The sequence below is a fragment of the Pseudomonas baltica genome (assembly GCF_031880315.1).
Lineage (GTDB): Bacteria > Pseudomonadota > Gammaproteobacteria > Pseudomonadales > Pseudomonadaceae > Aquipseudomonas.
In genome coordinates this window covers 2,019,568-2,045,381 of record NZ_CP134771.1, presented here as the reverse complement: position 1 = coordinate 2,045,381, position 25,814 = coordinate 2,019,568, and the positions used below count along the sequence as shown (strand labels likewise).

The following is a 25,814-nucleotide window of genomic DNA, read 5'->3' as shown; positions in this document are numbered from 1 at the left end:
GTGCAAGCAGTTCCACAGTCGTACGCCTGTGGAAGCATGGCTTGCCCGCGAAGTGGCCAGTCAATTCAGCGATCAGCCAACAGTGTGTCGTTGCAGCTAACCTCTTCGCGGGCGCAGCCCGCTTCCTCAGGGATCAGTCTGTCTCCAGCACCACCACCCGTTGCCCTGCACGGATCGCCGAGCCGGGCTGCACGCGGATGTCCCGCACCACGCCAGCGCAGGGCGCCAGCACCGGGATTTCCATTTTCATCGACTCCAGCACCACCAACGGCGCGCCCGCCTCGACGCGCTCGCCAATGGTCACCTGCACCTGCCAGAGGTTGCCGGCGATCGGGCTGTCGACACTCAGTTGGCCAGCCTCCAACGGCGACTCCTCAGTGATTTGTGCCAGCGCTTCGGTGCTGTCGAAATGCGCCTGGCCACTGGCGATCCAACGCTCGCGTTCGGCATTGAAGGCCTGCTGCTGATGCGCGCGAAAGGCGCCGATGCTGTCGGCGTTGCGTTCAAGAAAGCCCTGGTAGTCGGCCAGATTGAGCTGGCTGTGTTCGATGTTCAGGTCGAAGCGCCCGAGCGGGAAGTCGCGGCGAATCCGCAGCAGTTCATCGGCGCTCACCGGGTAGAAGCGAATCTGGTCGAAGAAGCGCAGCAGCCACGGTTTGCCTTCGAAGGCGTCGACGTCCCGATAGCGGTTCCACATCTGCAGCGTGCGCCCGACGAACTGGTAGCCACCGGGGCCTTCCATGCCGTACACGCACAGGTAGGCGCCGCCGATACCCACGGAGTTTTCGGCGGTCCAGGTGCGTGCCGGGTTGTACTTGGTGGTCACCAGCCGATGGCGCGGGTCCAGCGGGGTGGCCACCGGGGCACCGAGGTAGACGTCGCCCAGGCCCATCACCAGGTAGCTGGCGTCGAACACGGTGCGCTGGACGTGGTCCAGGTCGGGCAGGTCGTTGATGCGGCGGATGAATTCCAGATTGCTCGGGCACCAGGGTGCGTCCTTGCGCACGGTGGTCATGTATTTGTCGATGGCCAACTGGCAAGCCGGGTCGTCCCAGGACAGCGGCAGATGGACGATACGTGAGGGCACTTGCAGGTCGCGGGCGGCGCAGACGGCGTCCCACTCGCCGGCGATCAGTTCCAGCAACTGCGCGAGCGGCAGTTGTTCGGGCTGGTAATGGATCTGCAGGGAGCGGATGCCGGGAGTGAGATCGATGACCCCGGCCAGGGCCTTGGCCTCCAGTGCCTGCATCAGGGCGTGGCCACGGAAACGCAGCACCAGGTCGAGCTCGGCGGCGCCGATCTCCAGCAGCAGGTGGGTGTCGCCGGCCAGGCGTGCGACCAGGCGTGTGTCGTTGGCGCCGAGGTCGAGGACGATGGGGGAGATCAAGTCATGGGGTGTGGCCGAGGGGTTCTTCGGCGCCGAACGTGCAGCTTGCTCCCACAGGGGATCTGCGTGGTCAGCGGTTATCCCTGTGGGAGCAAGGCCTGCCTGCGAAGTTTTTAGCGTCAACCTGGCAATCAGCTCGGCATTGAGTGCCCGTGCCGTCGGCACATCTACCGGCACGAACTCGATCTTGTCCCCAGCCTTCAACTGCCCTAACTGCCACAGATCCGCCTCGATCACCGTCACCGGGCACACGAAGCCGCCCAGGCTCGGTCCGTCCGGACCGAGGATCACCGGCATGTCGCCGGTAAAATCCACCGCGCCTATGGCATAGGGATTGTCATGGATGTTCGACGGGTGCAGCCCCGCCTCGCCGCCATCGCTGCGGGCCCATTCAGGCTTGGGCCCGATCAAGCGCACACCGGTACGGCTGGAATTGAAATGCACCTCCCAGGCCGTGGCGAAAAACTGCTCGATATAGCCTGCGGTGAAGTATTCCGGCGCACCGTGGGGGCCGTAGATCACCCGAAGGGTGCGCAGTTCGCCCAACGGCGCCAGCGCCTGGGCCGGGATGGCCGCGCCGGCAGATGCATCCACTAGCGCTGCAAGATGCAGTACATCACCCGCCCGCAGGGCACGGCCGCCATGGCCGCCGAACTGGCCAAGGGTGAAGGTGCTTTTGCTGCCCAGATAGTCAGGCACCTGAATACCACCACGTACGCACAGGTAGGCCCGCGCACCATGGCCACGCACCGCGCCGAGGCTCAGGGTCGCGCCGGCTGGAATCGACAACGCGGTGTTGAGGGGTTGCGCCACGCCGTCCAGGGTCACGGCGATATCGCTGCCGGTTACCGCCACCACCGCTGCTCCGTTGAAGCGCAGCAGCGGGCCGTTCATGGTGATTTCCAGGCCCGCGCAGTCGGCCGAGTTGCCTAGCAAGTGGTTGCCCAGGCGCAGCGCCCGGCTGTCCATCGGCCCGGAGGGTGGCACGCCCACCGCCCAGTAGCCGAGGCGCCCGGGGTAGTCCTGCACGGTGGTCTGGGTACCACCGCTGAGTACCTCGAAGGTGTCTGCGCGGTACACCAACTGCTCCAGGCAGCGTGTCCAAGGCTGGCCGCTGGCAAAGGGTGTATCCAGCAGGATCTGGCGCAGGTAATCGCGGTTGCTTTCAACGCCATACAGGTGGCTGTCGCCCAGTGCTTGATGCAGTTGCAGGCGGGCTTGTTCACGATTTGGTGCCCAGGCGATCAGCTTGGCGATCATCGGATCGAAGTACGGCGGGATCTCGCAGCCGGCATCCACCCAGGTATCGATGCGCAGGCGCTGGCCATCGGCTGGCGGGAAGTCGACCTGCGTCAGCAAGCCCGGACTCGGTTGGAAATCCTTGCCTGGGTCCTCGGCATACAAGCGCGCCTGGATCGCGTGGCCACGGGGTTGCAACGCAGCGCTTAGCTCGCTCAGTGGCGGCAGATCACCGGCGGCCAGTTGCACCATCCAGCGCACCAGGTCGACACCCCAGACTTGCTCGGTCACACCGTGCTCGACCTGCAGGCGGGTGTTTACTTCCAGAAAGTAGAACCGCTGATCGTCACTGTCGAAAACAAATTCGACGGTGCCAGCGCTGCGGTAATTGACCGCCTTGGCCAGTTGCACCGCGGCGTTGCACAGCGCTTCAGCCATGCCGTCCGGCAGGTTGGGCGCAGGGGTTTCCTCCAGCACCTTCTGGTTGCGCCGTTGCACCGAGCAATCGCGAACGCCAAGGGCCAGCACCTCGCCGGCGCCGTCGCCGAACACCTGGACTTCCAGATGGCGGGCGCGCTCGATGTATTTTTCGATGAATACGCCGGCGTCGCTGAAGTTGTTCTGGCCCAGGCGCTTGACGGTCTCGAAGGCCTCACTCAGCTCGGCGGCCGAACGGCACACGCGCATGCCGATGCCGCCACCACCGGCAGTGCTCTTGAGCATGATCGGGTAGCCGACCTGGGTGGCGGCCAGCAGGGCGTCGTCAAGGCTATCGAGCAGGTCGGTGCCTTCAAGCAGTGGCACGCCGTGCTCGCGGGCCAGCGCGCGGGCGGTGTGCTTGAGGCCGAACAGGCGCAGTTGCTCGGGTGTTGGGCCGACGAAGGCGATGTCGGCTGCTTCGCAGGCTTCGGCGAAGGCGGCATTCTCGGACAGGAATCCATAGCCGGGATGAATGGCTTGCGCGCCGCTGGCCTTGGCGATGGCGAGGAGCTTGTCGACGCGCAGGTAGGTGTTGGCCGCGGCGCCTTCGCCCAGGCTTTGGGCTTCGTCGGCCTCGAGCAAGTGGCGGCTGGCCAGGTCGGCTTCGGAATAGACCGCCACGCCCCGGACCTTGAGGTCGCGCAGGGTGCGCAAAATACGGCAGGCAATGGCGCCGCGGTTGGCAATCAGCAGTGTGTCGAACATGGCATGACCCCTGGAGACCTCGATGCGGGCCTCAAGTGGGAAGCGGGCCGTCCCGCTGTTTTCGATAGGCCCCAGGGTCGTCCTTGGGGCGGGTGTGCATCCATTACATTTTGCGGCGGTCGCACCGGCCTCTTTGCGAGCAAGATCCCCTCAATCCCAGATCAGCACCTCAGCGGCCGTCGGGTTATAGCCGTTGCACGGGTTGTTCAATTGCGGGCAGTTGGAGATCAGCACGATCACGTCCATCTCGGCGCGCAGCTCCACGTATTTGCCCGGCGCGGAGATGCCGTCCTCGAACGTCAGGCCACCCTCGGCGGTCACCGGCACGTTCATGAAAAAATTGATGTTGGGGCTGATGTCCTGCTTGCCCAAACGGCCGTCGTGCTGGCAAGCGTGGAGAAAGTTGTCGCGGCAGCTGTGCATGTGGCGTTTGTCCAAGGCGTAGCGCACGGTGTTGCTCTCTTGCGAACAAGCGCCGCCAAGGGTGTCGTGGCGCCCGCAGGTGTCATCGACGATAGTCAGCAACGGCCGGCCGAGGTTGGAATACAGCACGCTGCCGGTGCTCAGGTACACCCGGCCTTGGCGGCGCAAGGTGCGTTGCACGTCGTAGCGCTCGCTGGGGTCGGCGGCGCTGTAGAACAGCGTGTCCACCGCCTGGTTGCCTTCGAGGTCGAGCAGGCGCAGGGTCTGCCCGGCCTTTATCTCTGTCATGAAGGGCTCGCCGGCGCCAATGATGTAGCGGGCAACGGCGGTTTCCGGGTGCAGGGTCGAAAGTGTCATGGTCGCAGTCCTCAGCTCGGTTCAGGCAAACAGCCGATCGGTGTTGATGAAGCCGCGCTCGTTCTCGGGGCGCGAGGTACGGCAGCCCTCGGCGACGCTGGCGTCGGCGTTCATCCAGGTCAGGGTCAGCGGCTTGGGGGCATAGACCGGGTTCGGGTCCATCGGGTGTTGCAGCGCGGTCAGCAGCACCAGGGTGTCCATCGGCGCGTACAGCTCGATGCAGTCACCGGCTTTGGAATTGCCCGGGACGAAGTGCAGTTGGGCGTCGCGGTCGACATCGACGCGGCTGAACAGATTGAGGGTCATCAGCAGGTCGGCCAGGCCCAGGCCCCATTTGCCCAGTTCGATCAGCAGGTTGTCGACGCCATTGCGGTGGTAGCCGTTGCGCAGTTCCTGATAGCGACCCTGGCCGTATTTCTCCAGTGCTTCGCTGGCACTGAGGATGCCGCCGAGGCTGTCGCTCCAGCCGCAGGTGTCTTTGGTAATGGCCGCCAGCACGTTGCCCATGTCCGAGTACAGGCAGTGGCCTTGGGTGAGCTTGGCGGTGTGCTGGCATTTGAGGCTGTCGGGCAGGTTCAGTCGTTCGGTTTTTTCCCGGGCGTTGAGCAGCATCAGGCTGACGTTGGCGCCGCCTTCCAGATCAGTGAGCCGCAGCAGCTGGCCGCGCTTGAGTACAAAGGAGCGATGGCCACCGCCGGGCAGGGCTTCTTCGGCGATAACGGGGTAGTGGAGAGTGGTCATATGAGGGTTCCTCGAATCGGTTGCAGACTGCCCAGCAGCGCGGCGGGCAGGGTCTCTTCGGCAGTGCGATTGGCACGCCGATCGGCGTTCAGGGGCAGGTCGTAGGTGATGCGTGCGCCATAGGCCATGGGCGCGTGTGGGTCGACGCGGACCTTGTCGAAGACCATCAGGCGGGTGCCGAGGCTGAACCCTTCGCTGAGGTCGTGGGTGACCATGAACACGGTGAGTCGGGTTTCGCGCCACAGCTCCAGCAGCAGGGCGTGCATGTCCTTGCGGATGCCGGGGTCAAGGGCGCCGAACGGCTCGTCGAGCAGCAGCACGCGGGGTTTCATGATCAGCGCCTGGGCAATGGCCAAGCGTTGCTGCATGCCGCCGGACAGCTGCGCCGGGTACTTGCCCAAGGCGTGGCCAAGGCCGACCTTGATCAGCAGCGCTTCGGCCTGCTCGCGCGCCAGGCGTTTGCGGTGGCCGAACAAGCGCCCTGACAACGGCGCGTGGGGCAGTTCCAGGCCGAGGGCGACGTTGTCCAGCACCGTCAAATGCGGGAACACCGAGTAGCGCTGGAACACCACGCCGCGGCTGGCATCCGGTTCGCCGGCCAGGGGCTGGCCATCGAGCAGAATCTCGCCGCGGCTGACCCGTTCCTGGCCCAGCAGCAAGCGCAGGAAGGTGGATTTGCCACAGCCGGATGTGCCCACCAGGGTGCAGAACTCGCCTTCGGCGATGCTCAGGTTCAAGCCTTCGAGCACCACGTGGTCGCCGTACTGTTGCCACACGTTGCGTACCTGGATGAAGCTCATGCGCGCGCTCCTTCATACCAGGGGAAGGCTCGGCGGGTGAGGTGCTTGAGGCCCAGGTCCATCAGCCATGCCAGCAAGGTGATCCACACCACGTAGGGCAAAATCACGTCCATGGCCAGGTAGCGGCGTACCAGAAAGATGCGATAGCCCAGGCCGTCTTCGGAGGCGATGGCTTCGGCGGCGATCAGGAACAACCACGCCGAACCCAGCACCAGCCGCACCGAGATCAACAAGCGCGGCAGCAGTTGCGGCAGCACCACGCGCAGGATGAGCGTCCAGGTCGAGGCGCCCAGGGTCTGCGCCTTGATCAACAGTTCGACGGGGATTTCCCGCGCGCGCTGTTCCAGATCACGGGCGAGGATGGGGGTGATGCCGATGACGATCAGCATCACCTTGGACAACTCGCCCAGGCCGAAGACGATGAACAGAATCGGCAGGATCGCCAGCGGCGGCACCATCGACAGCACTACTAGCAAGGGTGACAACGGCGCACCGAACAGCGGCAAGGTGCCCGCAGCGATGCCCAGGCACAGGCCCACCACGGCGCTGACGCCCAGGCCGATGGCCAGGCGCTGCAGGCTCGAGGCGGTGTCCTGCCAGAGCAGGTAGCCGCCGCTGCGTTTGTCCTCGGTAAAGGCCATGCGTTTCACCGCATCGCTCATCTGCACGGCGCTGGGCAGCAGTTTGTCGTTGGGGTTTTCCGTCAGCCGTTGCGCCGAGCCGAAAAAATACGCGCACAGCAGCAGGGCGAACGGCAGTATCACCAGCAACAGCCGACTGGGGCGATCGGGATGACGATTGATCAGGCGCATGGCGCGTCCTCCAGGTTACAGCTTGCCGTCGGCGGCCATTTGCACGTAGGTCGGGTCGAAGTGCAGCTTGAGGTTGGCCTTGTCGCCGCGGGTTACGCCCTTGGCGAAGCTCATGCCCACCGCGCTGCTGTCCTTGGCGCCTTCGCCGAGCAGGCCGTGGTCGAAGGAGAAGCCGGCGACCTTGTCCATGGTCTTCGGCAATTCGGCGCTGTTGGCAAAATCCAGGGTCTGTTGCGGGGTGTAGAACAGCGCGGTGGTGGCCAGCTGCGCCTTGAAGCCCGCCAGGTCAGTACCCGAGGCCTTGGCCATGTGTTCCAGGGCGGCTTCACCGGCTGCGGATTTGCTGTTCATCAACGCCATGACTTCGAACCAGGCGCCGGTCAGCGCCTTGCCCAGCGCGGGGTTGTCCTTGAGGGTCTGGGTGTTGACGACCATCATGTCCATGATCTCGCCGGGGATCTTGCTCGAGTCGAACACTTCGGTCACACCGGGCTTGGCCTTGATGTCGGCGAGCATCGGGTTCCAGGTGGTCACGGCCTGGACCTGATCGGTGTTGAAGGCGGCAGAGATGTCGGCGTCGGAGGTGTTCACTACCTTGAGGTCTTTTTCACGCAGGTCGACGCTGTCCAACGCCCGGGCCAGCAGGTAGTGGGACACGGAGAGCTCCACCAGGTTGACGTTCATGCCCTTGAGGTCTTTGACGGTCTTGCCGGTGCCCTTGATGACGATGCCGTCGTTGCCGTTGGAGAAGTCACTGACCACCAGCGCGGTGCTGTCGACGCCACCGGCGGCGGGGATGGTCAGGGCATCCATGTTGGTCATGGTGCAGCCATCGAACTGGCCGGCGGTGTACTGGTTGATTGACTCGACATAGTCGTTGAGCTGAGTGACCTTGATGTCGATGCCGTATTTTTTCGCCCACTTGTCGACGATGCCTTGGGTGCCTGCGTATTCCCAGGGCATCCAGCCGGCGTAGATGGTCCAGCACACGTTGAAGTGGTCTTTGCTGGCGGCTTGGGAAGAGAAGCTGAGCACGGCGCTGAGGCCAGCGGCGAGAAACGCCATCAAGCGAGGTCTTGAGGTTTGCATAGTGAATCTCCAGTTGATCGTGGGTGCACAGGAGGCCTCGCGACACCGATGAAGGTGTGCTGTCTCCCGGGCTTTTATCCCGCCGTGTAACCTCAACTGGAGGTCGCCGACTCTCGGACCAGTCACTCGCGTTCAGCGAGCCGGAACCCTAGTCAGCCATTGCAAATTGTAGTGCCGCGAACCTGTGATGACTCCTGCACGTCAAGCTATAAGCGAGAGTTGTGCCAACTGGCTGGAGGCCGCGGTTTTGTTGAGTAGAGCGAAATCGGGTCATGATATTTACGCCCCGAAACAGTGCGTCTGCACCCTGTGGGAGCAGGAGCGTCTATCAAGCCGCGATGCGCAGGTTTTCCAGAACCACCGGGCGGGCCCAGCGCTGATCGAAGTCCAGCTCGCTTTGCTGTTTGGCCAGCGTGGTCGCGTCGAATGGTGCTGGCGCGGCGGGCAGCAGATCGGTTTCGAATTCGGCGATCGGCAGGAATAATGGCCGTGGCGCAGGTGCTGGGCCGGGCTCTGGCAGGGGTTGGCCGTGGCTCATCACTACCGGGCGGCGCCAGCTGATATCGGTATCCAGGTGAGCTTGCTGAGCGATGATCTCGTCGGCGCTGAACGGCTTGGCGACTGCGGGCAGGAGGTCCAGATCGAACTCGGCGATCGGCAGGAACAGTGGCTCGGGTGGGCGTACTTCGGTGTCCTGGATGCTGCACTGGCGCTGGCTGACGATCTGCTCGAGGATCTGACTGCCAGTGATCGGTTCGCCTTCGCTGCTCAACGCCGGTTCTGCGCTGTAGGCCGCGAGTGCGGTATCCTCGCCGCCCTGATCCGCCATCGCCCGGGCAAAGAAGTCTTGCCACAGATGGCTTACGCCGCCCAGTGCCTGGGTGTTGTGCAAGTTAAAGTCGCTAATGGGCGACAGATAACCAATGGCGTTGGATTGGAGTTGGGTCATGGCAGTCGGGACCGCGAGGCTTGGGTTTTTGAGGTCGGGTTTCTGGGCCTGTTTCTGCGGCGAGATACCTGGACACAATACTTATCGGCGGCTGTGGCCGATCTTTTAATTTTTTTTCGAGTAAGCGATTCATGTCAGAACCCCAGGCCCCGAGCCGAATCCAGGTGCAGGCGCTGAGTGCCGTCTGTCAGCTACAGGCCGAGCAATGGGCACAACGCCTGGGCTTGCCCTTGCAACTGGATGACCCGGAATTTGCCCTGCAGGCTACCGAGCAAGGCTTGCAGCTGCAGCAACTCGGCCCCCAGGCGCCGGGTGCGGTACGGGTGGATTTCGTCGAGGGCGCAGTCGCCCATCGGCGGTTGTTCGGCGGCGGCAGCGGGCAGATGATCGCCAAGGCGGTGGGCATTCAACCGGGCGTGCGCCCGCTGGTCCTGGATGCGACGGCGGGGCTGGGCAAGGACGCGTTCGTGCTGGCCAGCCTGGGCTGCACCATGAGTTTGATCGAGCGCCAGCCGATCATCGCGGCTCTGCTCGAAGACGGTCTGCGCCGGGCAATCGGCGATGAAGAGGTAGGGGCCATCGTGGCGCGCATGCGCTTGCTGACAGGTAACGCCATCGAGTTGATGCGCGGCTGGCAAGAGCAAGCGCCGCAGGTGATCTACCTCGACCCGATGTTTCCCCACCGCGACAAGAGCGCCTTGGTGAAAAAGGAGATGCGCCTGTTCAGGCCGTTGGTAGGCGATGATATGGACGCCCCGGCCTTGCTCGACGCGGCCCTGGCGCTGGCCAGCCACCGGGTAGTGGTCAAGCGGCCACGCAAGGCGCCGTGCATCGAGGGGCCCAAGCCGAGCCATGCGCTGGAGGGGAAATCCAGTCGATACGATATTTATCCGAAGAAGGCGCTCAAGCCCTGAGTGTTGCGTTGCCTGATCGGGCTTCTGCGCGGCCGGGCCTGCTTACAAGGCGCTAAAGACTTTCTTGGCCAAGCTCGTAGCCGCGGCTGCTGGATTCTGACGAATCGTCTCTTCCTGCTGGGCAATCATCTTGAACAGCCCATCCAGCGCCTTTTCAGTCACATAACCTTCGACATTGGCATCCTTGGAGTCGACCACGCCCAACGCGGCCGCCTTGCCGGCGAAGCTGTTGTATTGCTGCGCCAGGCCGACTTTGTCAGTGGCCTGCTTGACGATGGGCAGGAACTTGGCGCGGATCTTGTCGCGGCTGCTGGTGTTGAGGTACTGCGTGGCCGAGTCCTTGCCGCCAGTGAGGATGCCCTTGGCATCGGTCACGCTCATGTTCTTGACCGCATCCACCAGGATCGCCTGGGCCTGAGGCACTGCGGCTTCCGCGGCCTTGTTCATGCTCGCCTCGAGCGAATCGACCTGACTGCCCATGCCGAGCATTTTCATCTTGTCGGCGACCTTGCCCAGCTTGCCGGGCAGGCCGATGCGCACGTCCTTGTTGTTGCTGAAACCACCGGGCACACCGAGCTCCTTGACCGCGACCTGGGCGCCCTGAGTGAGGGCATCCTTGAGGCCGCCGTTGGCATCGCCCTGGGACAGACTGGACAGCGACAGTGCAAAGGCATTGGCGCAAATGAGCAAGCCAGCGCAGAGGCCGGCAAAGGTGGCGGTGCGACGAATCATGGGCAACATCCTTCCAGAGTGACGGAATCGCAGGCGCCCTGCGAGCCGTGTTGTAAATGGCCGATCAGGGTCAGCGTAATGCGTCGACACGAATCCGCAGCGGCACGGGATCGCTGCCATCGAGCTTGACCCCATTGTGCTCGGTGCTGATGAACAGCAATTTGCCGTCCACTTCGATGCGTGCGCTCACCGCAAATCGATGGCCAGACTGCACCTTGGCCGGATCGTATGGCAAGTGAAACGCCAGCGGCACCTGGCCATTGACCGGTCCGCTCTGGCGCGCCAGCACCACGGCCGGGGCATCGGCCAGCGATACGTCCTGCAGCGTGACGCTCAGGATAGCGGTCGGTGGCAGTGCCGAGCGCTGCAGGTAGAACACTTCGCCGTCGAGGCTGTGTGACGGCGCCGCATCCATGCTGCTGCAGGCGCTGAGCAAGGTGCCCAAGAAGGCAATGGTGAGTCGTTTCAAAGCGTCATCCTTATACGGGTGAAAACTACTCGCCTTGGGCTTCAAGGCGAGTCGATGATGGCCAGGTCGGCTGCGTCCTCGTTGCGGTGCAAGGCGACCTGGCGAATAGAGAGGCGAATGTCCGGCGGCAGCACGCGTTTGGCCGCGCCTTCGGCCAGTTCGCCGAGCATTTCATGGTAGCCGAGCTTGCCGTCCTCGCCGCGGCGCACCACGCCGACGTCCAGCAGGCTCTGGATAAAGTGGCGGAACAAGCTTTTGTCGAAAAACTCCGGCGCGTTGAGACCATGCAGAATCGACAGGCGCTGAGCCATGACCGTGCACAGTTCTTCCAGCTCCTCGCTGGTCAGGTTGCTTTGACCGGCGTTGAGCAGCAAGGCGATGGCCATGTAGAAGCGTTGCAGGGTCTGGGCGATGGTGCGCGACAGCAGCGTCAGCAGCACGAAATGCCGCGAGCTTGGTGCTGGGCGCAGGTACAGGTCGTTCTCCAGGCGCAACAGGCCGTGCTCGACGAATGCCACCAGCCACTGATCCACCACCGCGTCCAGCTCCACGATGTCCCAGCGAATGAACAGCTCCTTTTGCAGGAACGGGTACAGCGCTTTGGTGTAGCGCAGGATCTGCTCGCGGTTCATGCGCGAAGAGCTCTGGAAGAAGCTCGCCAGCAGCGCCGGCAGGGCGAAGATGTGCAATACGTTGTTGCGGTAATAGGTCATCAGGACGGCGTTCTGTTCGTCCAGATAGTAGATCTTGCCCAGCGCATCGGCCTGTTCGGCCAGCAGATCCATGCTTTTGACGTGATCGATCAGGCTGCGGGCATCGCCCTCGGGCACCGTGGTGTGCGGCGAGTAGGGCACCTGGCGCAACAAGGCCAGGTACAGGTCGAGCACCCGCGCCAGCGCCCGCTCGTCCAGCGCCAGGCGCGAGGTGGCCAACAGCGCCAGGGCCACCAGGTTGACGGGGTTCACCGCTGCGGCTTCGTTGAGATGCCGCGCCACGGTTTCGCCCAGGCGGTGGGTGGTTGCGTTCAGCCACTCCGGCTTGTACTGCGGCCCTAGGTCCTGCTCGCGCCAGCCAGGTTGCTCGCGTTCGAGAAACTCGGCCAGCTTGATCGGTTCGCCGAAGTTGACCGCCACTTGGCCGAACTTCTGCTTGAGTGCGCCGATGACCTTGAAGATATCGAAGATCGATTCTTTCTTCTTGGTGGCTCCGCGCAATTCGCCCAGGTAGGTACGGCCTTCAAGCACTCGCTCGTAGCCGATATACACCGGCACGAAGACGATAGGCGTGCGTGAAGAACGCAGGAAACTGCGCATCGTGATCGCCAGCATGCCGGTTTTTGGCTGCAGCATGCGCCCGGTGCGCGAGCGTCCGCCTTCGACGAAGTACTCCACCGGGAAGCCCTTGGTGAAGAGGGTGTGCAGATACTCGTTGAACACCGCGGTGTAGAGCGGATTGCCCTTGAAGGTGCGGCGCATGAAAAACGCCCCGCCGCGGCGCAGCAGCGCGCCGATCACCGGCATGTTGAGGTTGATGCCGGCAGCGATATGCGGCGTGGTCAGGCCGTTGCGAAACAGCAGGTAGGACAGCAGCAGGTAGTCGATATGGCTGCGGTGGCAGGGCACGTAGATGATCTCGTTGCCCTGGGCGATGTCCTGCACACCTTCGATATGGTTGACCTTGACGCCGTCGTAGATCTTGTTCCAGAACCAGCTCAGCACCACTTCGAGGAAGCGGATGGCGGTGTAGGTGTAGTCCGAGGCGATCTCGTTGCCATAACGCAGCGCCTGGGCTTCGGCTTTGGCCAGGGGAATGTGCTGGCGTTCGGCTTCTTCGCTGATGGCTTGGCGCACCAGCGGGTCGTGGATCAGGCCCTTGACCAGATTGCGCCGGTGCGAGATGTCGGGACCGATGACGGCGGTCTTCTGGTTGCGAAAGTGCACACGCAGGGTGCGCTGGGCCAAGCGCACGGTACGCTCCTGGCCCTTGTTGTGACTGACTAGTTCGCGCAGCTGAATGGGCGCGGCGAATTGCACCCGAGTCTTGCGGCCGAGGATCAGGATGGTGACCAGCCGGCGCAGGCGCCCGGTGACTGCCCAGCTGTCGGCGAACAGCAGCTTCCAGGGGCTCGACTCGCTGGCCGGCGACTGCCCCCAGAACACGCTGACCGGCACGATCTGCGCGTCCTGGCTGGTGTCTTCGATCAGCAGCTTGACCAGCCGTTCGAGGGTCGGCGGTGCCCCGCGTTTATCCTGACGGCCCAGCCAGTCGGGGGCCGGGGTCAGGTAAAAATAGGCCATTGGTTCCATTTGCGAACCGATCGCCACGGGCAGCACCGGGCGCGGCAGATTGGCTTTGCTGCACTCGCGATCCACTACCGCCAGATCGCTCACCGACGGCGACTGCAGCACGTAGAACGTCGGCCGACTGCGGTCCAGGTTGAGATTGAACGAGGACTGGTTGATGGTCTCGGAACGCACCCACAGGTAGAGCAATCGGCGCAGGGTACCAAAGAAGAGACGGCGCAGCGGTGATCGGGTCATGAATTAGCCTTTTGCGGCGCGCTGAACGTGATCAAGCAGTCCGCCAGGTAATCTCTTCTTCACCATCGACACTGATGCGAATCCAGCGATCAGCATCTTCCTCGCCTTCTTCTTCTATCCAGGTGCCGGGGGCGCAGCGTACTTCCACTTGCAGGGCGGCAAAGGCGGCGCGGGCGCAGGCGACGTCGTCCTCCCAAGGGGTCTGGTCGCTGTCCAGAAACAGGCTGTTCCACTTGCCCACGGCCTTGGGCAGCCAGGTCACCGGCACGTCGCCCGCGCGGCATTTCCAGGTCTGGCCTTTTTGCACCCACTCGCTACAAGTACCCAGCGCGGCTTCGAGCCAGGCGGTGATGGCCTTGTGGTCGACGTCGGCGTCCTTGAGGTAAATCTCGATATCCGGTTGGCGCATGGCAGGGCTCGCTGAAGCAGGAATTAGTGTGCGACGAAATAATCGTAACGCATGGAAACAGTGACCAGGAACGGCTTGTCCTGTTCGATCACTGCGGCGCGGCGTTCGGCACTGGCGCGCCAGCCGTGGGGCGTCATGGCCAGCAGATTGGCGCGTGAGGGCGCGTCGATCAGTTTGAGCTTGAAGGTCAGGGTTTCGCTGTGATCGAGTTTCAGGCCGTCCGGCACCTGGGCCAAGTGCTTGTCGTCGACGTATTCGCGCACTTCGTCGTATAGCGCCTCGCGCAGTTCCATCAGGTGGCCGCTGGTCGGCCCCACTCGCATCAGACCGCCGCCGGGGCTGAGCAGACGCTTGGCCTCGTTCCAGTCCAGCGGGCTGAACACGCTGGTGAGGAACTGACAGCTGGCATCCGCCAACGGCACCCGGGCCATGCTCGCCACCAGCCAGTTGACCCCAGGCGCACGTTTGCAGGCGCGCTTGACGGCCTCGCGGGAGATGTCCAGGGCGTAACCGTCGGAGCGTGGCAAGGCTTCGGCGATTTGCGCGGTGTAGTAACCCTCGCCACAGCCGATGTCGAGCCAGCGCTGCGGCCAGTGTTTGGCGGCCAGCTCGGCCAGGCGCGCCGCCACGGGGGCATAATGACCTTCGTTGAGGAAATCGCGGCGGGCTTCGACCATGGCCAGGTTGTCGCCCGGATCGCGGCTGTTCTTGTGCTGCACCGGCAACAGGTTCAGGTAGCCCTGGCGCGCGCGATCGAAACGATGGCCGCTGGGGCAGACCATGCCGTTTTCAGCCTTGGCGAGCATGGCTGTGCAGAGTGGGCAAGTGAGCATCAGGCGAGCAACTTGATCAAGGTGTGATAGTAGATTTCAGTCAGCACGTCGAGATCGCTGGCCAGCACGCGTTCGTCGACCTGGTGAATGGTGGCGTTGACCGGGCCCAGCTCGACCACTTGGGTGCCCATGGTGGCGATGAAACGACCATCGGAGGTGCCGCCACTGGTGGACGGCTGGGTATCACGGCCGGTGACCGCCTTGATACTGGCCGCAACGGCGTCCAGCAGTGCGCCCGGTTCGGTAAGGAACGGCAGGCCGGACAGCGCCCAGTCGATGTGCCAGTCCAGGTCGTGCTTGTCGAGGATGGTTGCCACGCGCTGCTGCAGGCCTTCGACGGTGGATTCGGTCGAGAAGCGGAAATTGAAGATCGCCGTCAGTTCGCCCGGAATGACGTTGGTGGCGCCGGTGCCCGAGTTGAGGTTGGACACCTGGAAGCTGGTCGGCGGGAAGAAATCGTTGCCGTGGTCCCAGTGCTCCGCAGCCAGTTCGGCCAGTGCCGGGGCGGCCAGGTGAATCGGGTTTTTGGCCAGGTGCGGATAGGCCACGTGGCCTTGCTTGCCGCGCACGGTCAAGGTCGCGCCCAGCGAGCCACGGCGGCCGTTCTTGACCACGTCACCCACCAGGGTGGTGCTCGACGGTTCGCCGACGATGCACCAGTCGAGCCGCTCGTTGCGCGCCTTGAGGCGTTCGATCACGGCCTTGGTGCCGTGATGGGCAGGGCCTTCTTCGTCGCTGGTGATCAGGAAGGTGAGCGCGCCACGGTGGTCGGGGTAGTCGGCGACGAAACGTTCGGCCGCCACCACCATGGCCGCCAGGCTGCCCTTCATGTCAGCGGCGCCGCGGCCGCAGAGCATGCCGTGTTCATCGATCAAGGCATTGAACGGCTCGACCTGCCAGGCACTGACCGGGCCGGTCGGCACCACGTCGGTATGCCCGGCGAAGCACAGCACCGGGCCATCGCCCTGGCCATGGTAGGCCCAGAAGTTGTCGACATCCTCGATACGCATCGGCTCCAGCGCGAACCCGGCTGCGCCCAGGCGCTGCATCATCAGCTTCTGGCAGTCGGCATCGACCGGCGTCACCGAGGGGCGACGGATAAGGTCGCAGGCCAGTTGCAGGGTAGGGGAGAGGTCGGCGGGGGCCGTCATGGAAAGACTCCGAAAGCAGGATCAAGGGCGCATAAGGGCCGCTATGTTAAAGCAAATCGGGGTGGGGCGCAGGCGCCAGTTGGTTGCCAGGGAGCGGTGTCCCGGTTCATCTGCTATGTGCCAAGCGGTCACTATGCCCTGCGGGCGCAACCGCACCCGACCCGTTATCTTGGAAAAGGAATGAAAAGATATGAAAGCCATTGTTTTGTCAGTCACGGCCTGCCTGTTCTCGAGTGCCAGTGTCATGGCTTCGTCAGCCATCGACTTCGGCGTCACAGGCAAGATCACCCCCGGCGCCTGTTATCCGACACTGAGCAACAGCACGGTGGATTTCGGCGAGATCAAGGTCACCGAGTTGGAGCGTCACACCGCGACGGTGATTGATCGAAACCGTGTCAATACGCTGAATATCAGTTGCGATGCCGCCACCTTGTTTGGCGTTCGCGGGGTCGATGACCGCGCCGGCAGTGTTGGCAATAACTGGTACCGGGCGGCCTATGGCCTGGGCCTGACCAGTCGCGGAGAAAAGATCGGTGCGCATTATGTCGAGGTACACCCTGATCGTTCCACGATCAATGGCACGTCGGCATTCACCACCTATAGCGATGCGCGCGGCCAACAGTGGGGCGGCGCCCAGGATGAGCCAAGTGCCATCCCGAACGATGGGCAATTGCTGGGTTTTACCGATGCATACGGGAGCGCCGATGGCCCGGTGCCGATCAAGGACGCCAGCTTCGGCTTGAACCATTTTCTGGTGATAGCACCCGCCAGTGAGCTGACGCTGACCGGTGAGGTGCAGCTCGATGGCAAGGCGACCATCGAATTGATCTATCTCTGAGCGGTGTGCCGGGGAGCATTGCGCCCCCGGCTTGCAGGCGCGGGCTACTTCGCCTGCGCCGGCTCCGTTTGCAGCAGCGGCCGAGGCTGTGCCGACAGCAGCGCCATGATCAGCGCCGCCAGGTACGGCAGCGACTGCACCAGCAGCATCGCGACCCAGAAGCGCATGTCGGAACTCGGCAGCCCCTGCACCAGGCAGATACCGGCCGCCGCGCCCCACAGCAAGAGCATGATGAACAGCTCTTCGCGGGCCTCCGATACGGCAACCCAGAAGCCATGGCTGTCTGCATTCTTCGGCGTGCGGAAGAACGGGATCGTCGTGGTGAAGAAGCCGTACAGCACCGCTTTGGCGATGGTGTGCGACAGCGCCAGCCCCGCCAGGGCCGCCGCGAAGGCGTCCTTGAGGTTGACGCCCACCGCGCGGCGGTACAGGAAGATGATCTTGCCGACCTTGAACACGAACAGCGCCAATGGCGGAATCGCGAAGATCATCAGCGGCGGATCGACCCGGTGGGGCACGATGATCATCGCCGCCGACCACAACAGCGCGCCGACGGTGAAGAAGATGTTCATGCCGTCCGCGACCCACGGCAGCCAGCCCGCGAGGAAGTGGTAACGCTGGCCGCGAGTCAGTTCGGTGCCCTTGCCGCGCAGCAGGCTGGCGGTGTGGCGCTTGATGATCTGGATAGCGCCGTAGGCCCAGCGGAAGCGCTGCTTCTTGAAGTCGATAAAGGTGTCGGGCATCAAGCCCTTGCCATAGCTTTCGTGGTGATACGCCGCCGACCAGCCCTTCTCGAACACCCGCAGGCCCAGCTCGGCATCCTCGCAGATGCACCAGTCGGCCCAGCCCAGTTCCTCGAGGACGCTGCGGCGGGTCATGGTCATGGTGCCATGCTGGATGATCGCGTCGCGGTCGTTGCGGGTGACCATACCGATATGGAAGAAGCCCTTGTACTCGGAGTAGCAAAGCTTCTTGAAGGTGCTTTCGTCCTGGTCGCGGTAGTCTTGCGGCGACTGCACGATGGCGATCTTCGGATCGGCGAAGTGCGGCACCATGTGCTTGAGCCAGTTGCGGTGCACGCAGTAGTCGGAGTCGATCACCGCGATCACTTCGGCGTCCTTGGCGGTGTGCGGCAGCAGGTAGTTGAGCGCGCCGCCCTTGAACCCGGCCAACGGCGCGACGTGGAAGAACTTGAAGCGCGGGCCGAGGGTTTCGCAATGCGCCTTGACCGGCTCCCAGACTGCCGGGTCCTTGGTGTTGTTGTCGATCAGCAACACTTCGAAGTCGGGGTAATCCAGAGCGGCGAGGGCGTTGAGGGTCTGTTTGACCATCTCTGGCGGCTCGTTGTAGCACGGCACGTGGATCGAGACTTTGGGGCGGTAAGCGCTGTCGGTCTCGTTGGGCAGGAATTCCCGGCGGCGCTTGTGGGTCCACACCGCTTCGGCCAGTTCATGGGCCTCGGTCAGGAGCACGATGAAGACCCCCATCGCCCCGAGTGCCAGCAAAAAGCCCACCGTCAGGCTGAACCAGGTGCTGTACTGCTGGCTGTAGTCATAACCGATCCACACCAGCACCGACCCGCACAGGAAGGCGATAAAGGTCAGGAAGGTCCGACCGCGCTGACGCAGCGCCGAGCCGTCGATCAGCATCAGCGCCAAGGCCAGAGTCGCCAGCACCGCCGAGCCGATCGCCAGTACCCGCCACTGCGGAATAGCGACGATGGGGCCTTCAAAATTGAATTTCTGCTGGCGCTGGGCGTTGAAAACCCCCCAGTACGCGCCTACCGAGCCTTCGTCGCTGGCTTTCCAAGGCTGGTCATAGGCCTCGATCACGAAGTAGTTGTAGCCACGGCGATTGAGGGTGTTGACCAGGTTGCGCAGATAAATGGCCTGATCCGCTGGCGATGCATCGGCGCCACCGCGCATGCGGCCATTGCTCGGCCAGCCCACTTCAGAGAGCAGCAGCGGTTTTTTCGGGAACATCTTTTTCAGTTCGTGGGCGCGATCGAGCACGAACTGCTGGGCGTTGCCCACCTTGATGAATTCCCAGTACGGCAGGATGTGCGCGGCGATCAGGTCGACGTGCTTGGCCAGCTCCGGGTTGTGTTCCCAGATGTGCCACTGTTCGGAGGTGGTGACTGGCACTTTGACGGCGGCCCGCACGCGATCGAGGTAGTCGGTCAACTGCTTGACCGTGACTTCCTTGCGAAACAGCGCTTCGTTGCCCACCACCACGCGCACGACGCTGCGGGTGCTGTTGGCCAGTTCGATGACTTTGGCGATTTCCCGCTCGTTGCGCTCCAGATCGGGGCCGATCCAGGCGCCCAGGGTCACGCGCAGGCCGAACTCTTCAGCCAGACGCGGGATGTCCTCTTGGGTGCCATCGACCGAGTACACACGGATGTGGTCGGTCAGCTTGCTCATTTGTTCGAGGTCCTGACGCATTTCTTCGTCGGACGGGTACACGCCTTTCTGCGGGTTCTGCCCCAGGCGGAACGGCGAGTAGGAAAATCCGGAGATCTGATCCGGCCAGTCGGGTGCTGACACCGGACGGTTGATCAAGGCCCAGAAGCCGGTGAACAGGGCGGCAATCGCCACGATCACCACAAGGTTGAGACCAAATTTACGCGATGACATAGGGTGTTCAGGTTCCGATAGGGGGAACGGGCGGTTTGAGAGGCGCGAATCCTACGCGGGCGCTGTAGGACTGTATAGGTATAGCCTGTAGGACGTTTCTTGGATTGGAATTCGTGGACGAAGTTCTCGTGGTGCTTTCCTGAGGCTCGTCGCGCAAAGCCCGTTGCCACAAGTCAACGTATCTCCATGGGCGAAGCGGGCTGGCGCGTTCGGCAGCGAAGGGGCCAGCAAGGCTGTCTGCATGTATACTGCGCGCCGAATTTCGAGGGCCCGAACCATGAGTGAACAAGATCCCCGTTTTGCCGGCATCGCCCGTTTGTATGGCGTGCAGGGGCTGCAACGCCTGCGTGATGCCCATGTGGCGATCGTCGGTGTCGGCGGGGTCGGCTCGTGGGCGGCCGAAGCCATGGCCCGCAGCGGCGTGGGGGAGATATCGCTGTTCGATCTGGACGACGTCTGCGTCAGCAACAGCAATCGCCAATTGCACGCCCTGGCCGGCACGATCGGCCAGTCCAAGGTCGAGGTGATGGCCGAGCGTTTACGGGCGATCAACCCCGACTGCGTGGTGCATGCAGTGGCCGACTTCGTCACCCGCGAGACCATGGCCGAGTACATCACTCAGGACATGGACTGCGTGCTCGACTGCATCGACAGCATCCATGCCAAGGCGGCTCTGATCGCCTGGTGCAAGCGCCGCAAGATCCTCATCATCACCACCGGCGGCGCGGGCGGGCAGATCGATCCGACGCTGATCCGGGTCGGCGACCTTAACCGCACGTATAACGATCCGCTGGCGTCCAACGTGCGCTCGATGCTGCGTCGTGATTATGGGTTTTCCCGCAATGTGACTCGGCACTACAGCGTGCCCTGCGTGTACTCCACCGAGCAGTTGCGGTATCCACTGCCCGATGGCAGCGTGTGCCTGCAGAAGGGTTTCGTGGGGGAGGGCGTCAAGCTCGACTGCGCCGGGGGCTTCGGCGCGGTCATGATGGTGACCGCCAGCTTCGGCATGGTGGCGGCGTCCAAGGCGGTGGAAAAGATCGTCGCGGGCTCGCGGCGGCCCTCGGAGCGCTGAAGGTTTTGTGTCACCTGGGCCGGCGTCTTCGCGGGCAAGCCTTGCTCCCACAACGGTGCGATGTAAGCCTGTGGGAGCGAAGCTTGCTCGCGAAGGGGCCGGCACTGACTGCCCAAAACCATAGAATCTCCCACATAAGTACGGCTCAAGACCGGTCCCTATGGGAGCAAGGTTGCGCGTTCGGCTGTGAAGAGGCCGGAGTGCCTAGCGAATGTCTGCCAGATACTCCCGCAGCCGCTTGAGCACCGCATTCATGCCGTTACTGCGCGACGGCGACAGCTGTCGGGCCAGGCCCAGGTCGGTGAACCAGGCCGGCAGGTCAAGGGCTTCGGCCTCGACAGCACTCAAGCCTTCGACCCGCACCAGCAGCAGTGCCAACAGCCCACGGATCAAGCGCGCATCGCTGTAGGCCTTGAAATGCCAGCATCCGTCGAAGTAATCGGCGCTCAGCCAGGCCTGGCTTTCACAGCCATGCACGCGGTGTTCGTCACGCTTTTCAGCCTCGCTCATGGGCGCCAGGCGTTCGCCCCATTGCATCAGCAGACGCGCCCTCTGTTCCCAGCCGGGGGCGTGCTCAAAGGCTTGCAGTGCCTGGGCTGCGGCGTCCGGCAGGGTCATCGAAGCATTTCCAAGGCCTTGTCCAGTGCTTCAAAAAAGCGCTGCAGGTCATCGCTGTCGTTGTACAGGGCCAGCGATACCCGGATTGCACCCTGCAAGCCCAGGCGCTTGAGCAGCGGCATCGCGCAGTGATGGCCGGCGCGCACGGCGATACCCTGGTCGGTCAGCAAGTGGGCGAGGTCGGCGTTGTGCACGCCGTCCACGGTAAAACTGGCCAGCGCCGCCTGCGGGTCACCCAGTACTCGCACGCCCTCGCGGTCGTGCAGGCCGCGCAGCAGTTGGCGATGCAAAGCCGCCTCGTGGGCCAGTACGGCCTTGGTATCCAGGCCGCCGAGGTAGTCGAGGCTGGCGCTGAGGCCGATCACACTGGCGATCGGCGGCGTGCCGGCTTCGAAACCCAGGGGCGCTGGATGGAAACTGGCTACGTGGTAATCGGCGGCATGGACCATTTCGCCGCCGAACTGCCAGTGCTGCAGGCGGCCCAGGCCGCGGCAACTGCCGTACAGGGCGCCAAGGCCGTCCGGGCCATAGAGCTTGTGACTGGAAAATACATAGAAGTCGCAGTCGAGCTGCTGCACGTCATGCCGCCCGTGGACCACGCCCTGGGCGCCATCGACCACGGTCAAGGCATCCTGCGCGCGGGCCATGGCCAGCAGCGAATCCAGCGGTTGCCAGGTGCCGAGCACGTTGGACAACTGGCTGACAGCGAGCAAGCGGGTGCGAGGGCCGATCAGGGCAGCGGCGCTGTCGAGGTCGATCATTCCACCGGCGGTCAGTGGCAAGACCACCAACTTCACCCCGCGGCGTTGGGCCAGCTGCTGCCAAGGCAACAGGTTGGCGTGATGCTCCAGGGCGCTGATGGCGATTTCGTCGCCAGGGCGAAACTCGTTCTCCAGGCCATAGGCGAGCAGATTAAGGGCCGAGGTGGCGCCGTGGGTAAAGATGATCTGGCTGGGGCTCGGGGCATTGAGCCATTGGGCGATCTTTTCCCGGCTGCCTTCGAACGCCTGGGTCGCCATGGCGCCAGGCAGGTGTTGCGCACGGTGCACGTTGGCGGCGCCATGGCTGTAATAGTGAGCAATCGCGTCGAGCAGGGCCTGGGGCTTTTGCGTGGTGGCAGCGCTGTCCAGGTAGGTCTGCTGCTGGCGTTGCAAGGCGGCGATGGCCGGAAAATCGGCGCGCCAGGGAGAGGGCTGGAACATGGGTATAGGCTCTGGCAGTCGGGGCCGCCTGCAGGCGACCCCGGTACGCCACTTAGTTGTGAGCGTGCAGCGCTTCGTTCAGCTCGATGGCCGACTTGTGGGTTTTGCATTCCACAGCGCCGGTTTCCGAGTTGCGACGGAACAGCAGGTCGGTCTGGCCAGCCAGGTCTCGGGCCTTGACCACTTTGACCAACTGGTTGTTTTCGTCCAGCAGCGCCACTTTGGTGCCGGCGGTCACATACAGCCCGGACTCAACCGTGTTGCGGTCGCCCAGCGGGATACCGATACCGGCGTTGGCGCCGATCAGGCAGCCTTCGCCGACCTTGATGATGATGTTGCCGCCGCCTGACAGGGTGCCCATGGTCGAGCAACCGCCGCCCAGGTCGGAACCCTTGCCGACGAACACGCCTGCCGAAACGCGACCTTCGATCATGCCAGGGCCTTCGGTGCCCGCGTTAAAGTTGACGAAGCCTTCGTGCATGATGGTGGTGCCTTCGCCGATGTAGGCACCCAGGCGCACACGGGCGCTGTCGGCGATACGAACGCCGGCCGGGACCACGTAGTCGGTCATTTTCGGGAACTTGTCCACCGAGAACACTTCCAGCAGCTCGCCTTTCAGGCGTGCTTCGAGTTGACGCTCGGCCAGCTCGCCCAGGTCGATGGCGCCTTGGCTGGTCCACGCCACGTTCGGCAGCAGCGGGAAGATACCCGCCAGGCTCACGCCGTGCGGCTTGACCAGGCGGTGGGACAGCAGGTGCAGCTTGAGGTAGGCCTCAGGGGTAGACGTCAAGGCGACGTCTTCGGCCAGGATAGTGGCGACCAGTGGACGATGGCTTTCAGCCAGACGCGTCAGCAGCGCCGATTGGCTCGCGTCGACGGTCTTCAGCGCTTCAGCCAGTTGCGAGGCCTGTGCGGTGGTGAAGGTGATGGCCTGGTTGCCGCCGGTGTAGTCCAGCAGCGGGGCGATGGCCTGGATCAGGTCGCCGGCCGGGTTCAGCAGTGGTTGGGCGTAGAACACTTCCAGCCAGGTGCCGTTGCGGTTTTGAGTGCCGACGCCGAAGGCCAGGCTGAATGGAGTGGTGGACATGCAATTACCTCGTTGCAAGTTAAAGGGGGCCATGGGTGCCAGTACTTACTGGACGGCCGCCGCATAAATGTCGGGTTTGAAGCCAATCAGGGTCTTGTGGCCCAGATCGAGCACGGGGCGCTTGATCATCGAGGGCTGGGCGAGCATCAGTTCGATGGCCTTGGCCTGGTCGAGGTCGGCCTTCTGAGCGTCCTCGAGCTTGCGAAACGTGGTGCCCGCGCGATTGAGCACCACCTGCCAGCCGTGCTCGTTGCACCACTGCGCCAGGTGCTCGCGGTCGATGCCCTGGGTCTTGTAGTCATGGAAGACATACTCGACCGGTTTTTCGTCAAGCCAGGTACGGGCCTTTTTCATGGTGTCGCAGGCTTTGATGCCATAGAGAGTGTAAGCCATGGATTATCGCCGGGCGGGTGGCACTGGCCGCCCGTCCCCTGTTCTCCGCAAGATTGATCGACGAATTATGCGGCATCACGTGTTTCGATGCCATGACTGCGTCTGGGGGAAAGGTGACAGGGTTATGCCAGGCGGGCGTTGGGGCTGGATGAAAGTTAGCTTCATCTGATGGTGCGACCTTGGTGCAGCAGCGTAGCGCGGTCGTAAACCGTTACCATAACCGCCAAGCGGACGCTTCTCTTCCTGGAGGCGTCCTGGTCAATCCGCCCGCACAGGAACCGCGTCGCACCCATGCAAACTGCCTATACCGTCCTCATTCTGCTCATGCTCGTGAGCCTCTCCAAGCTGGTCGCGAGACTGGTGCCGCTGCCCTTGCCGATTCTGCAGATTGCCGCCGGGGCGCTGCTGGCGTTGCCGACACTGGGCTTGCATGTGGCGTTGGAGCCGGAGTTGTTTCTGTTTCTGTTCCTGCCGCCGTTGCTGTTTTCCGATGGCTGGCGGATGCCCAAGCGTGAGCTGTGGCGCCTGCGCGGTTCGATCCTGACGCTGGCCGTGGGCCTGGTGCTGTTCACCGTGATCGGCGCCGGTTACTTCATTCATTGGCTGATCCCGTCGATCTCCCTGCCCGTGGCTTTCGCGCTGGCCGCGGTGCTTTCGCCGACCGATGCCGTGGCGGTATCGGCCATTGCCCAGGATCGTTTGCCGACGCCGTTGATGCATGTCCTGCAGGGCGAAGCGTTGATGAACGACGCGTCGGGCCTGGTGACCTTCAAATTCGCCCTGGCGGCGGCCATGACCGGTTACTTTTCCCTCGCCGACGCCAGCCTGACGTTCGTGCTGGTCGCGGTCGGCGGCCTGGCACTGGGGGTCGCGTTGAGCTGGCTGGTGGGGCGCTTGCGGGTGTGGATGATCAGTCGCGGCTGGGACGATCCAGCCACCCACGTGGTGTTCATGCTGGTGCTGCCGTTCGCTTCCTATGTGCTGGCCGAGCGCCTGGGCGCTTCGGGGATTCTCTCGGCGGTGGCGGCCGGGATGATGCAAAGCTGGCTGGACTTGCTGCCGCGGCAGACGGCCACGCGTCTGCTTAATCGCAGTGTCTGGTCGCTGCTGGAGTTCTCGTTCAACGGCCTGATTTTCCTTATCCTCGGCCTGCAGTTGCCGGATATCGTCAAGGCGGTTGCCAGTCACGAAACCGATGTGTGGTCGAGCATGAGTTCGCGTTCCCTGGAGGTAATGGCGATTTTCATCGTGCTGGTGCTGCTGCGGTTCGTGTGGGTGCAAGGTGTGTGGCGCCTGACCGTACTGCTGCGCCGCTGGCGGGGCTCCAAGCAGATCACTGCGGTACCGACGGCGCGCTCCTGCTGGCTGTTGACCGTTGGCGGGGTGCGTGGTGCGGTGACCTTGGCGGGTACCTTGTCGGTGCCGTTGTTGCTGGGTGACAACGCGTTTCCCGAGCGCGACTTGCTGCTGTTCATCGCTGCGGGGGTGATTCTGCTGTCGCTGATCATCGCCTGCATCGTGTTGCCCCTCTTGCTGCGGGGGATGGACAAGGGCTCGGATGAGAAGCTGCATGCCGAGGTTCGCGAAACCCGTCGGCAGACGGCCCAGGAAGCGATCAAGGCGCTGGAGGCCGAGGAGCTGGGCGATAGCGGCGGTGATGCGGCGCAGGCGGCGCTGGCCACGGAGATGAAGGCGCAGTTGATGGCCGAATATCGCCATCAGCTGGACATCATCAACGATTCCGAAGAAGCGCAGGCGCAGGCGCTGCAAATGCACCAGTTGGAGCGGCGCTTGCGTCTGGCAGCGTTGCGAGCCCAGCGGCGCAAGCTGTATGACCTGCGCCGGCAACGGCAGATTGGTGATGATGTGGTGCGTCAGTTGCTGGCCGAGCTGGATATCAACGAGGCCAACCTGGGGGTGGGCAAGTAGTTGCAC

22 protein-coding genes and 1 riboswitch are annotated in these 25,814 nt (G+C 63.5%); of the genes, 4 read left to right on the top strand and 18 right to left on the bottom strand.

Going from position 1 to position 25,814, the window contains the following annotated elements:
* Window positions 1–133: 133 nt before the first annotated feature.
* From uca to REH34_RS08925, 7 genes are all read right to left on the bottom strand, one after another.
* Window positions 134–3,811 (bottom strand): urea carboxylase, encoded by a 3,678-nt coding sequence (gene uca / locus REH34_RS08955; protein WP_311971403.1) that lies wholly within the window; start codon window positions 3,809–3,811, stop codon window positions 134–136.
* 150 nt (window positions 3,812–3,961) lie between these two features.
* Window positions 3,962–4,591, bottom strand: coding sequence for an urea amidolyase associated protein UAAP2 (locus tag REH34_RS08950; RefSeq protein WP_226504920.1), 630 nt, complete (start codon window positions 4,589–4,591; stop codon window positions 3,962–3,964).
* 21 nt (window positions 4,592–4,612) lie between these two features.
* Window positions 4,613–5,332 (bottom strand): urea amidolyase associated protein UAAP1, encoded by a 720-nt coding sequence (locus REH34_RS08945; protein WP_311971402.1) that lies wholly within the window; start codon window positions 5,330–5,332, stop codon window positions 4,613–4,615.
* Entirely contained in the window at window positions 5,329–6,132 is an 804-nt protein-coding gene (locus tag REH34_RS08940) for an ABC transporter ATP-binding protein (protein WP_311971401.1), read from the bottom strand. Before REH34_RS08940 ends, REH34_RS08945 begins: the two co-directional genes overlap by 4 nt.
* Complete coding sequence (locus tag REH34_RS08935; RefSeq protein WP_311971400.1) at window positions 6,129–6,944, bottom strand: ABC transporter permease; 816 nt, start codon at window positions 6,942–6,944, stop codon at window positions 6,129–6,131. The genes REH34_RS08940 and REH34_RS08935 overlap by 4 nt, the downstream gene beginning before the upstream one ends.
* 15 nt (window positions 6,945–6,959) lie before the next feature.
* Window positions 6,960–8,033 (bottom strand): putative urea ABC transporter substrate-binding protein, encoded by a 1,074-nt coding sequence (locus tag REH34_RS08930; protein WP_311971399.1) that lies wholly within the window; start codon window positions 8,031–8,033, stop codon window positions 6,960–6,962.
* Window positions 8,034–8,094: 61 nt separating this feature from the next.
* Window positions 8,095–8,196: riboswitch (guanidine-I (ykkC/yxkD leader) on the bottom strand.
* A gap of 165 nt (window positions 8,197–8,361) precedes the next feature.
* Window positions 8,362–8,982: an energy transducer TonB gene (locus REH34_RS08925; protein WP_311971398.1), complete on the bottom strand. Its 621-nt coding sequence runs from the start codon at window positions 8,980–8,982 to the stop codon at window positions 8,362–8,364.
* Between the two features lie 131 nt (window positions 8,983–9,113).
* Between REH34_RS08925 and REH34_RS08920 the strand changes: the two genes are divergently transcribed.
* Window positions 9,114–9,896 (top strand): class I SAM-dependent methyltransferase, encoded by a 783-nt coding sequence (locus tag REH34_RS08920; RefSeq protein ID WP_311971397.1) that lies wholly within the window; start codon window positions 9,114–9,116, stop codon window positions 9,894–9,896.
* Window positions 9,897–9,938: 42 nt separating this feature from the next.
* Here REH34_RS08920 and REH34_RS08915 read toward each other — a convergent pair whose 3' ends face one another.
* The 6 genes from REH34_RS08915 to dapE all read right to left on the bottom strand — a co-directional run bounded on the left by REH34_RS08915 (window position 9,939) and on the right by dapE (window position 16,030).
* Complete coding sequence (locus tag REH34_RS08915) at window positions 9,939–10,628, bottom strand: DUF4197 domain-containing protein (protein ID WP_226504927.1); 690 nt, start codon at window positions 10,626–10,628, stop codon at window positions 9,939–9,941.
* A gap of 70 nt (window positions 10,629–10,698) precedes the next feature.
* On the bottom strand, window positions 10,699–11,097 hold the full coding sequence (locus REH34_RS08910) for a YbaY family lipoprotein (RefSeq protein WP_226504928.1): 399 nt from the start codon (window positions 11,095–11,097) through the stop codon (window positions 10,699–10,701).
* A 41-nt stretch (window positions 11,098–11,138) separates the two neighbouring features.
* Window positions 11,139–13,637, bottom strand: coding sequence for a glycerol-3-phosphate 1-O-acyltransferase PlsB (gene plsB / locus REH34_RS08905; protein WP_311971396.1), 2,499 nt, complete (start codon window positions 13,635–13,637; stop codon window positions 11,139–11,141).
* A 31-nt stretch (window positions 13,638–13,668) separates the two neighbouring features.
* Window positions 13,669–14,046 (bottom strand): hypothetical protein, encoded by a 378-nt coding sequence (locus tag REH34_RS08900; RefSeq protein ID WP_226504930.1) that lies wholly within the window; start codon window positions 14,044–14,046, stop codon window positions 13,669–13,671.
* A gap of 23 nt (window positions 14,047–14,069) precedes the next feature.
* Window positions 14,070–14,879, bottom strand: coding sequence for a putative RNA methyltransferase (locus tag REH34_RS08895; protein WP_311971395.1), 810 nt, complete (start codon window positions 14,877–14,879; stop codon window positions 14,070–14,072).
* The gene (gene dapE, locus REH34_RS08890) at window positions 14,879–16,030 is read right to left on the bottom strand and encodes a succinyl-diaminopimelate desuccinylase (protein WP_311971394.1); all 1,152 of its coding nucleotides are present in this window, start codon (window positions 16,028–16,030) and stop codon (window positions 14,879–14,881) included. Before dapE ends, REH34_RS08895 begins: the two co-directional genes overlap by 1 nt.
* A 190-nt stretch (window positions 16,031–16,220) precedes the next feature.
* Here dapE and REH34_RS08885 point away from each other — a divergent pair, with 190 nt between their 5' ends.
* Complete coding sequence (locus REH34_RS08885; RefSeq protein ID WP_311971393.1) at window positions 16,221–16,868, top strand: DUF1120 domain-containing protein; 648 nt, start codon at window positions 16,221–16,223, stop codon at window positions 16,866–16,868.
* A 44-nt stretch (window positions 16,869–16,912) separates the two neighbouring features.
* Here the strand turns inward: REH34_RS08885 and REH34_RS08880 are convergent, their stop codons facing one another.
* The gene (locus REH34_RS08880; RefSeq protein WP_226504934.1) at window positions 16,913–19,504 is read right to left on the bottom strand and encodes a glycosyltransferase; all 2,592 of its coding nucleotides are present in this window, start codon (window positions 19,502–19,504) and stop codon (window positions 16,913–16,915) included.
* A 277-nt stretch (window positions 19,505–19,781) separates the two neighbouring features.
* Between REH34_RS08880 and tcdA the strand changes: the two genes are divergently transcribed.
* Window positions 19,782–20,579 (top strand): tRNA cyclic N6-threonylcarbamoyladenosine(37) synthase TcdA, encoded by a 798-nt coding sequence (gene tcdA / locus REH34_RS08875; protein WP_311971391.1) that lies wholly within the window; start codon window positions 19,782–19,784, stop codon window positions 20,577–20,579.
* 204 nt (window positions 20,580–20,783) lie between these two features.
* On the opposite strand, the gene REH34_RS08870 is transcribed toward tcdA, so the two are convergent.
* The 4 genes from REH34_RS08870 to REH34_RS08855 are packed head-to-tail and all read right to left on the bottom strand — an operon-like array spanning window position 20,784 to window position 23,879.
* Window positions 20,784–21,197, bottom strand: a complete 414-nt coding sequence (locus REH34_RS08870) for a SufE family protein (RefSeq protein WP_311971390.1) — start codon at window positions 21,195–21,197, stop codon at window positions 20,784–20,786.
* Window positions 21,194–22,399, bottom strand: a complete 1,206-nt coding sequence (locus REH34_RS08865) for a cysteine desulfurase (protein ID WP_311971389.1) — start codon at window positions 22,397–22,399, stop codon at window positions 21,194–21,196. Before REH34_RS08865 ends, REH34_RS08870 begins: the two co-directional genes overlap by 4 nt.
* Window positions 22,400–22,451: 52 nt before the next feature.
* Window positions 22,452–23,486 carry a 2,3,4,5-tetrahydropyridine-2,6-dicarboxylate N-succinyltransferase gene (dapD, locus tag REH34_RS08860; protein ID WP_311971388.1) on the bottom strand — a complete coding sequence of 345 codons (1,035 nt, stop codon included), beginning with the start codon at window positions 23,484–23,486 and terminating at the stop codon, window positions 22,452–22,454.
* Window positions 23,487–23,531: 45 nt separating this feature from the next.
* On the bottom strand, window positions 23,532–23,879 hold the full coding sequence (locus REH34_RS08855) for an ArsC family reductase (RefSeq protein ID WP_311971387.1): 348 nt from the start codon (window positions 23,877–23,879) through the stop codon (window positions 23,532–23,534).
* A gap of 291 nt (window positions 23,880–24,170) precedes the next feature.
* Here REH34_RS08855 and REH34_RS08850 point away from each other — a divergent pair, with 291 nt between their 5' ends.
* Entirely contained in the window at window positions 24,171–25,808 is a 1,638-nt protein-coding gene (locus tag REH34_RS08850) for a Na+/H+ antiporter (RefSeq protein ID WP_226504940.1), read from the top strand.
* The last annotated feature ends 6 nt before the right edge of the window (window positions 25,809–25,814 follow it).

Bases quoted from the DNA above. Each gene is read 5' to 3' on its own strand.
- tcdA (WP_311971391.1), top strand. From the start codon at position 19,782: ATGAGTGAACAAGATCCCCGTTTTGCCGGCATCGCCCGTTTGTATGGC.
- REH34_RS08880 (WP_226504934.1), bottom strand. From the start codon at position 19,504: ATGTCATCGCGTAAATTTGGTCTCAACCTTGTGGTGATCGTGGCGATT.
- plsB (WP_311971396.1), bottom strand. From the start codon at position 13,637: ATGACCCGATCACCGCTGCGCCGTCTCTTCTTTGGTACCCTGCGCCGA.
- REH34_RS08855 (WP_311971387.1), bottom strand. From the start codon at position 23,879: ATGGCTTACACTCTCTATGGCATCAAAGCCTGCGACACCATGAAAAAG.
- REH34_RS08895 (WP_311971395.1), bottom strand. From the start codon at position 14,879: ATGCTCACTTGCCCACTCTGCACAGCCATGCTCGCCAAGGCTGAAAAC.
- REH34_RS08850 (WP_226504940.1), top strand. From the start codon at position 24,171: ATGCAAACTGCCTATACCGTCCTCATTCTGCTCATGCTCGTGAGCCTC.
- dapE (WP_311971394.1), bottom strand. From the start codon at position 16,030: ATGACGGCCCCCGCCGACCTCTCCCCTACCCTGCAACTGGCCTGCGAC.
- uca (WP_311971403.1), bottom strand. From the start codon at position 3,811: ATGTTCGACACACTGCTGATTGCCAACCGCGGCGCCATTGCCTGCCGT.
- REH34_RS08950 (WP_226504920.1), bottom strand. From the start codon at position 4,591: ATGACACTTTCGACCCTGCACCCGGAAACCGCCGTTGCCCGCTACATC.
- REH34_RS08900 (WP_226504930.1), bottom strand. From the start codon at position 14,046: ATGCGCCAACCGGATATCGAGATTTACCTCAAGGACGCCGACGTCGAC.
- REH34_RS08885 (WP_311971393.1), top strand. From the start codon at position 16,221: ATGAAAGCCATTGTTTTGTCAGTCACGGCCTGCCTGTTCTCGAGTGCC.
- REH34_RS08940 (WP_311971401.1), bottom strand. From the start codon at position 6,132: ATGAGCTTCATCCAGGTACGCAACGTGTGGCAACAGTACGGCGACCAC.
- REH34_RS08945 (WP_311971402.1), bottom strand. From the start codon at position 5,332: ATGACCACTCTCCACTACCCCGTTATCGCCGAAGAAGCCCTGCCCGGC.
- REH34_RS08925 (WP_311971398.1), bottom strand. From the start codon at position 8,982: ATGACCCAACTCCAATCCAACGCCATTGGTTATCTGTCGCCCATTAGC.
- REH34_RS08870 (WP_311971390.1), bottom strand. From the start codon at position 21,197: ATGACCCTGCCGGACGCCGCAGCCCAGGCACTGCAAGCCTTTGAGCAC.
- REH34_RS08915 (WP_226504927.1), bottom strand. From the start codon at position 10,628: ATGATTCGTCGCACCGCCACCTTTGCCGGCCTCTGCGCTGGCTTGCTC.
- REH34_RS08930 (WP_311971399.1), bottom strand. From the start codon at position 8,033: ATGCAAACCTCAAGACCTCGCTTGATGGCGTTTCTCGCCGCTGGCCTC.
- REH34_RS08865 (WP_311971389.1), bottom strand. From the start codon at position 22,399: ATGTTCCAGCCCTCTCCCTGGCGCGCCGATTTTCCGGCCATCGCCGCC.
- REH34_RS08935 (WP_311971400.1), bottom strand. From the start codon at position 6,944: ATGCGCCTGATCAATCGTCATCCCGATCGCCCCAGTCGGCTGTTGCTG.
- dapD (WP_311971388.1), bottom strand. From the start codon at position 23,486: ATGTCCACCACTCCATTCAGCCTGGCCTTCGGCGTCGGCACTCAAAAC.
- REH34_RS08920 (WP_311971397.1), top strand. From the start codon at position 9,114: ATGTCAGAACCCCAGGCCCCGAGCCGAATCCAGGTGCAGGCGCTGAGT.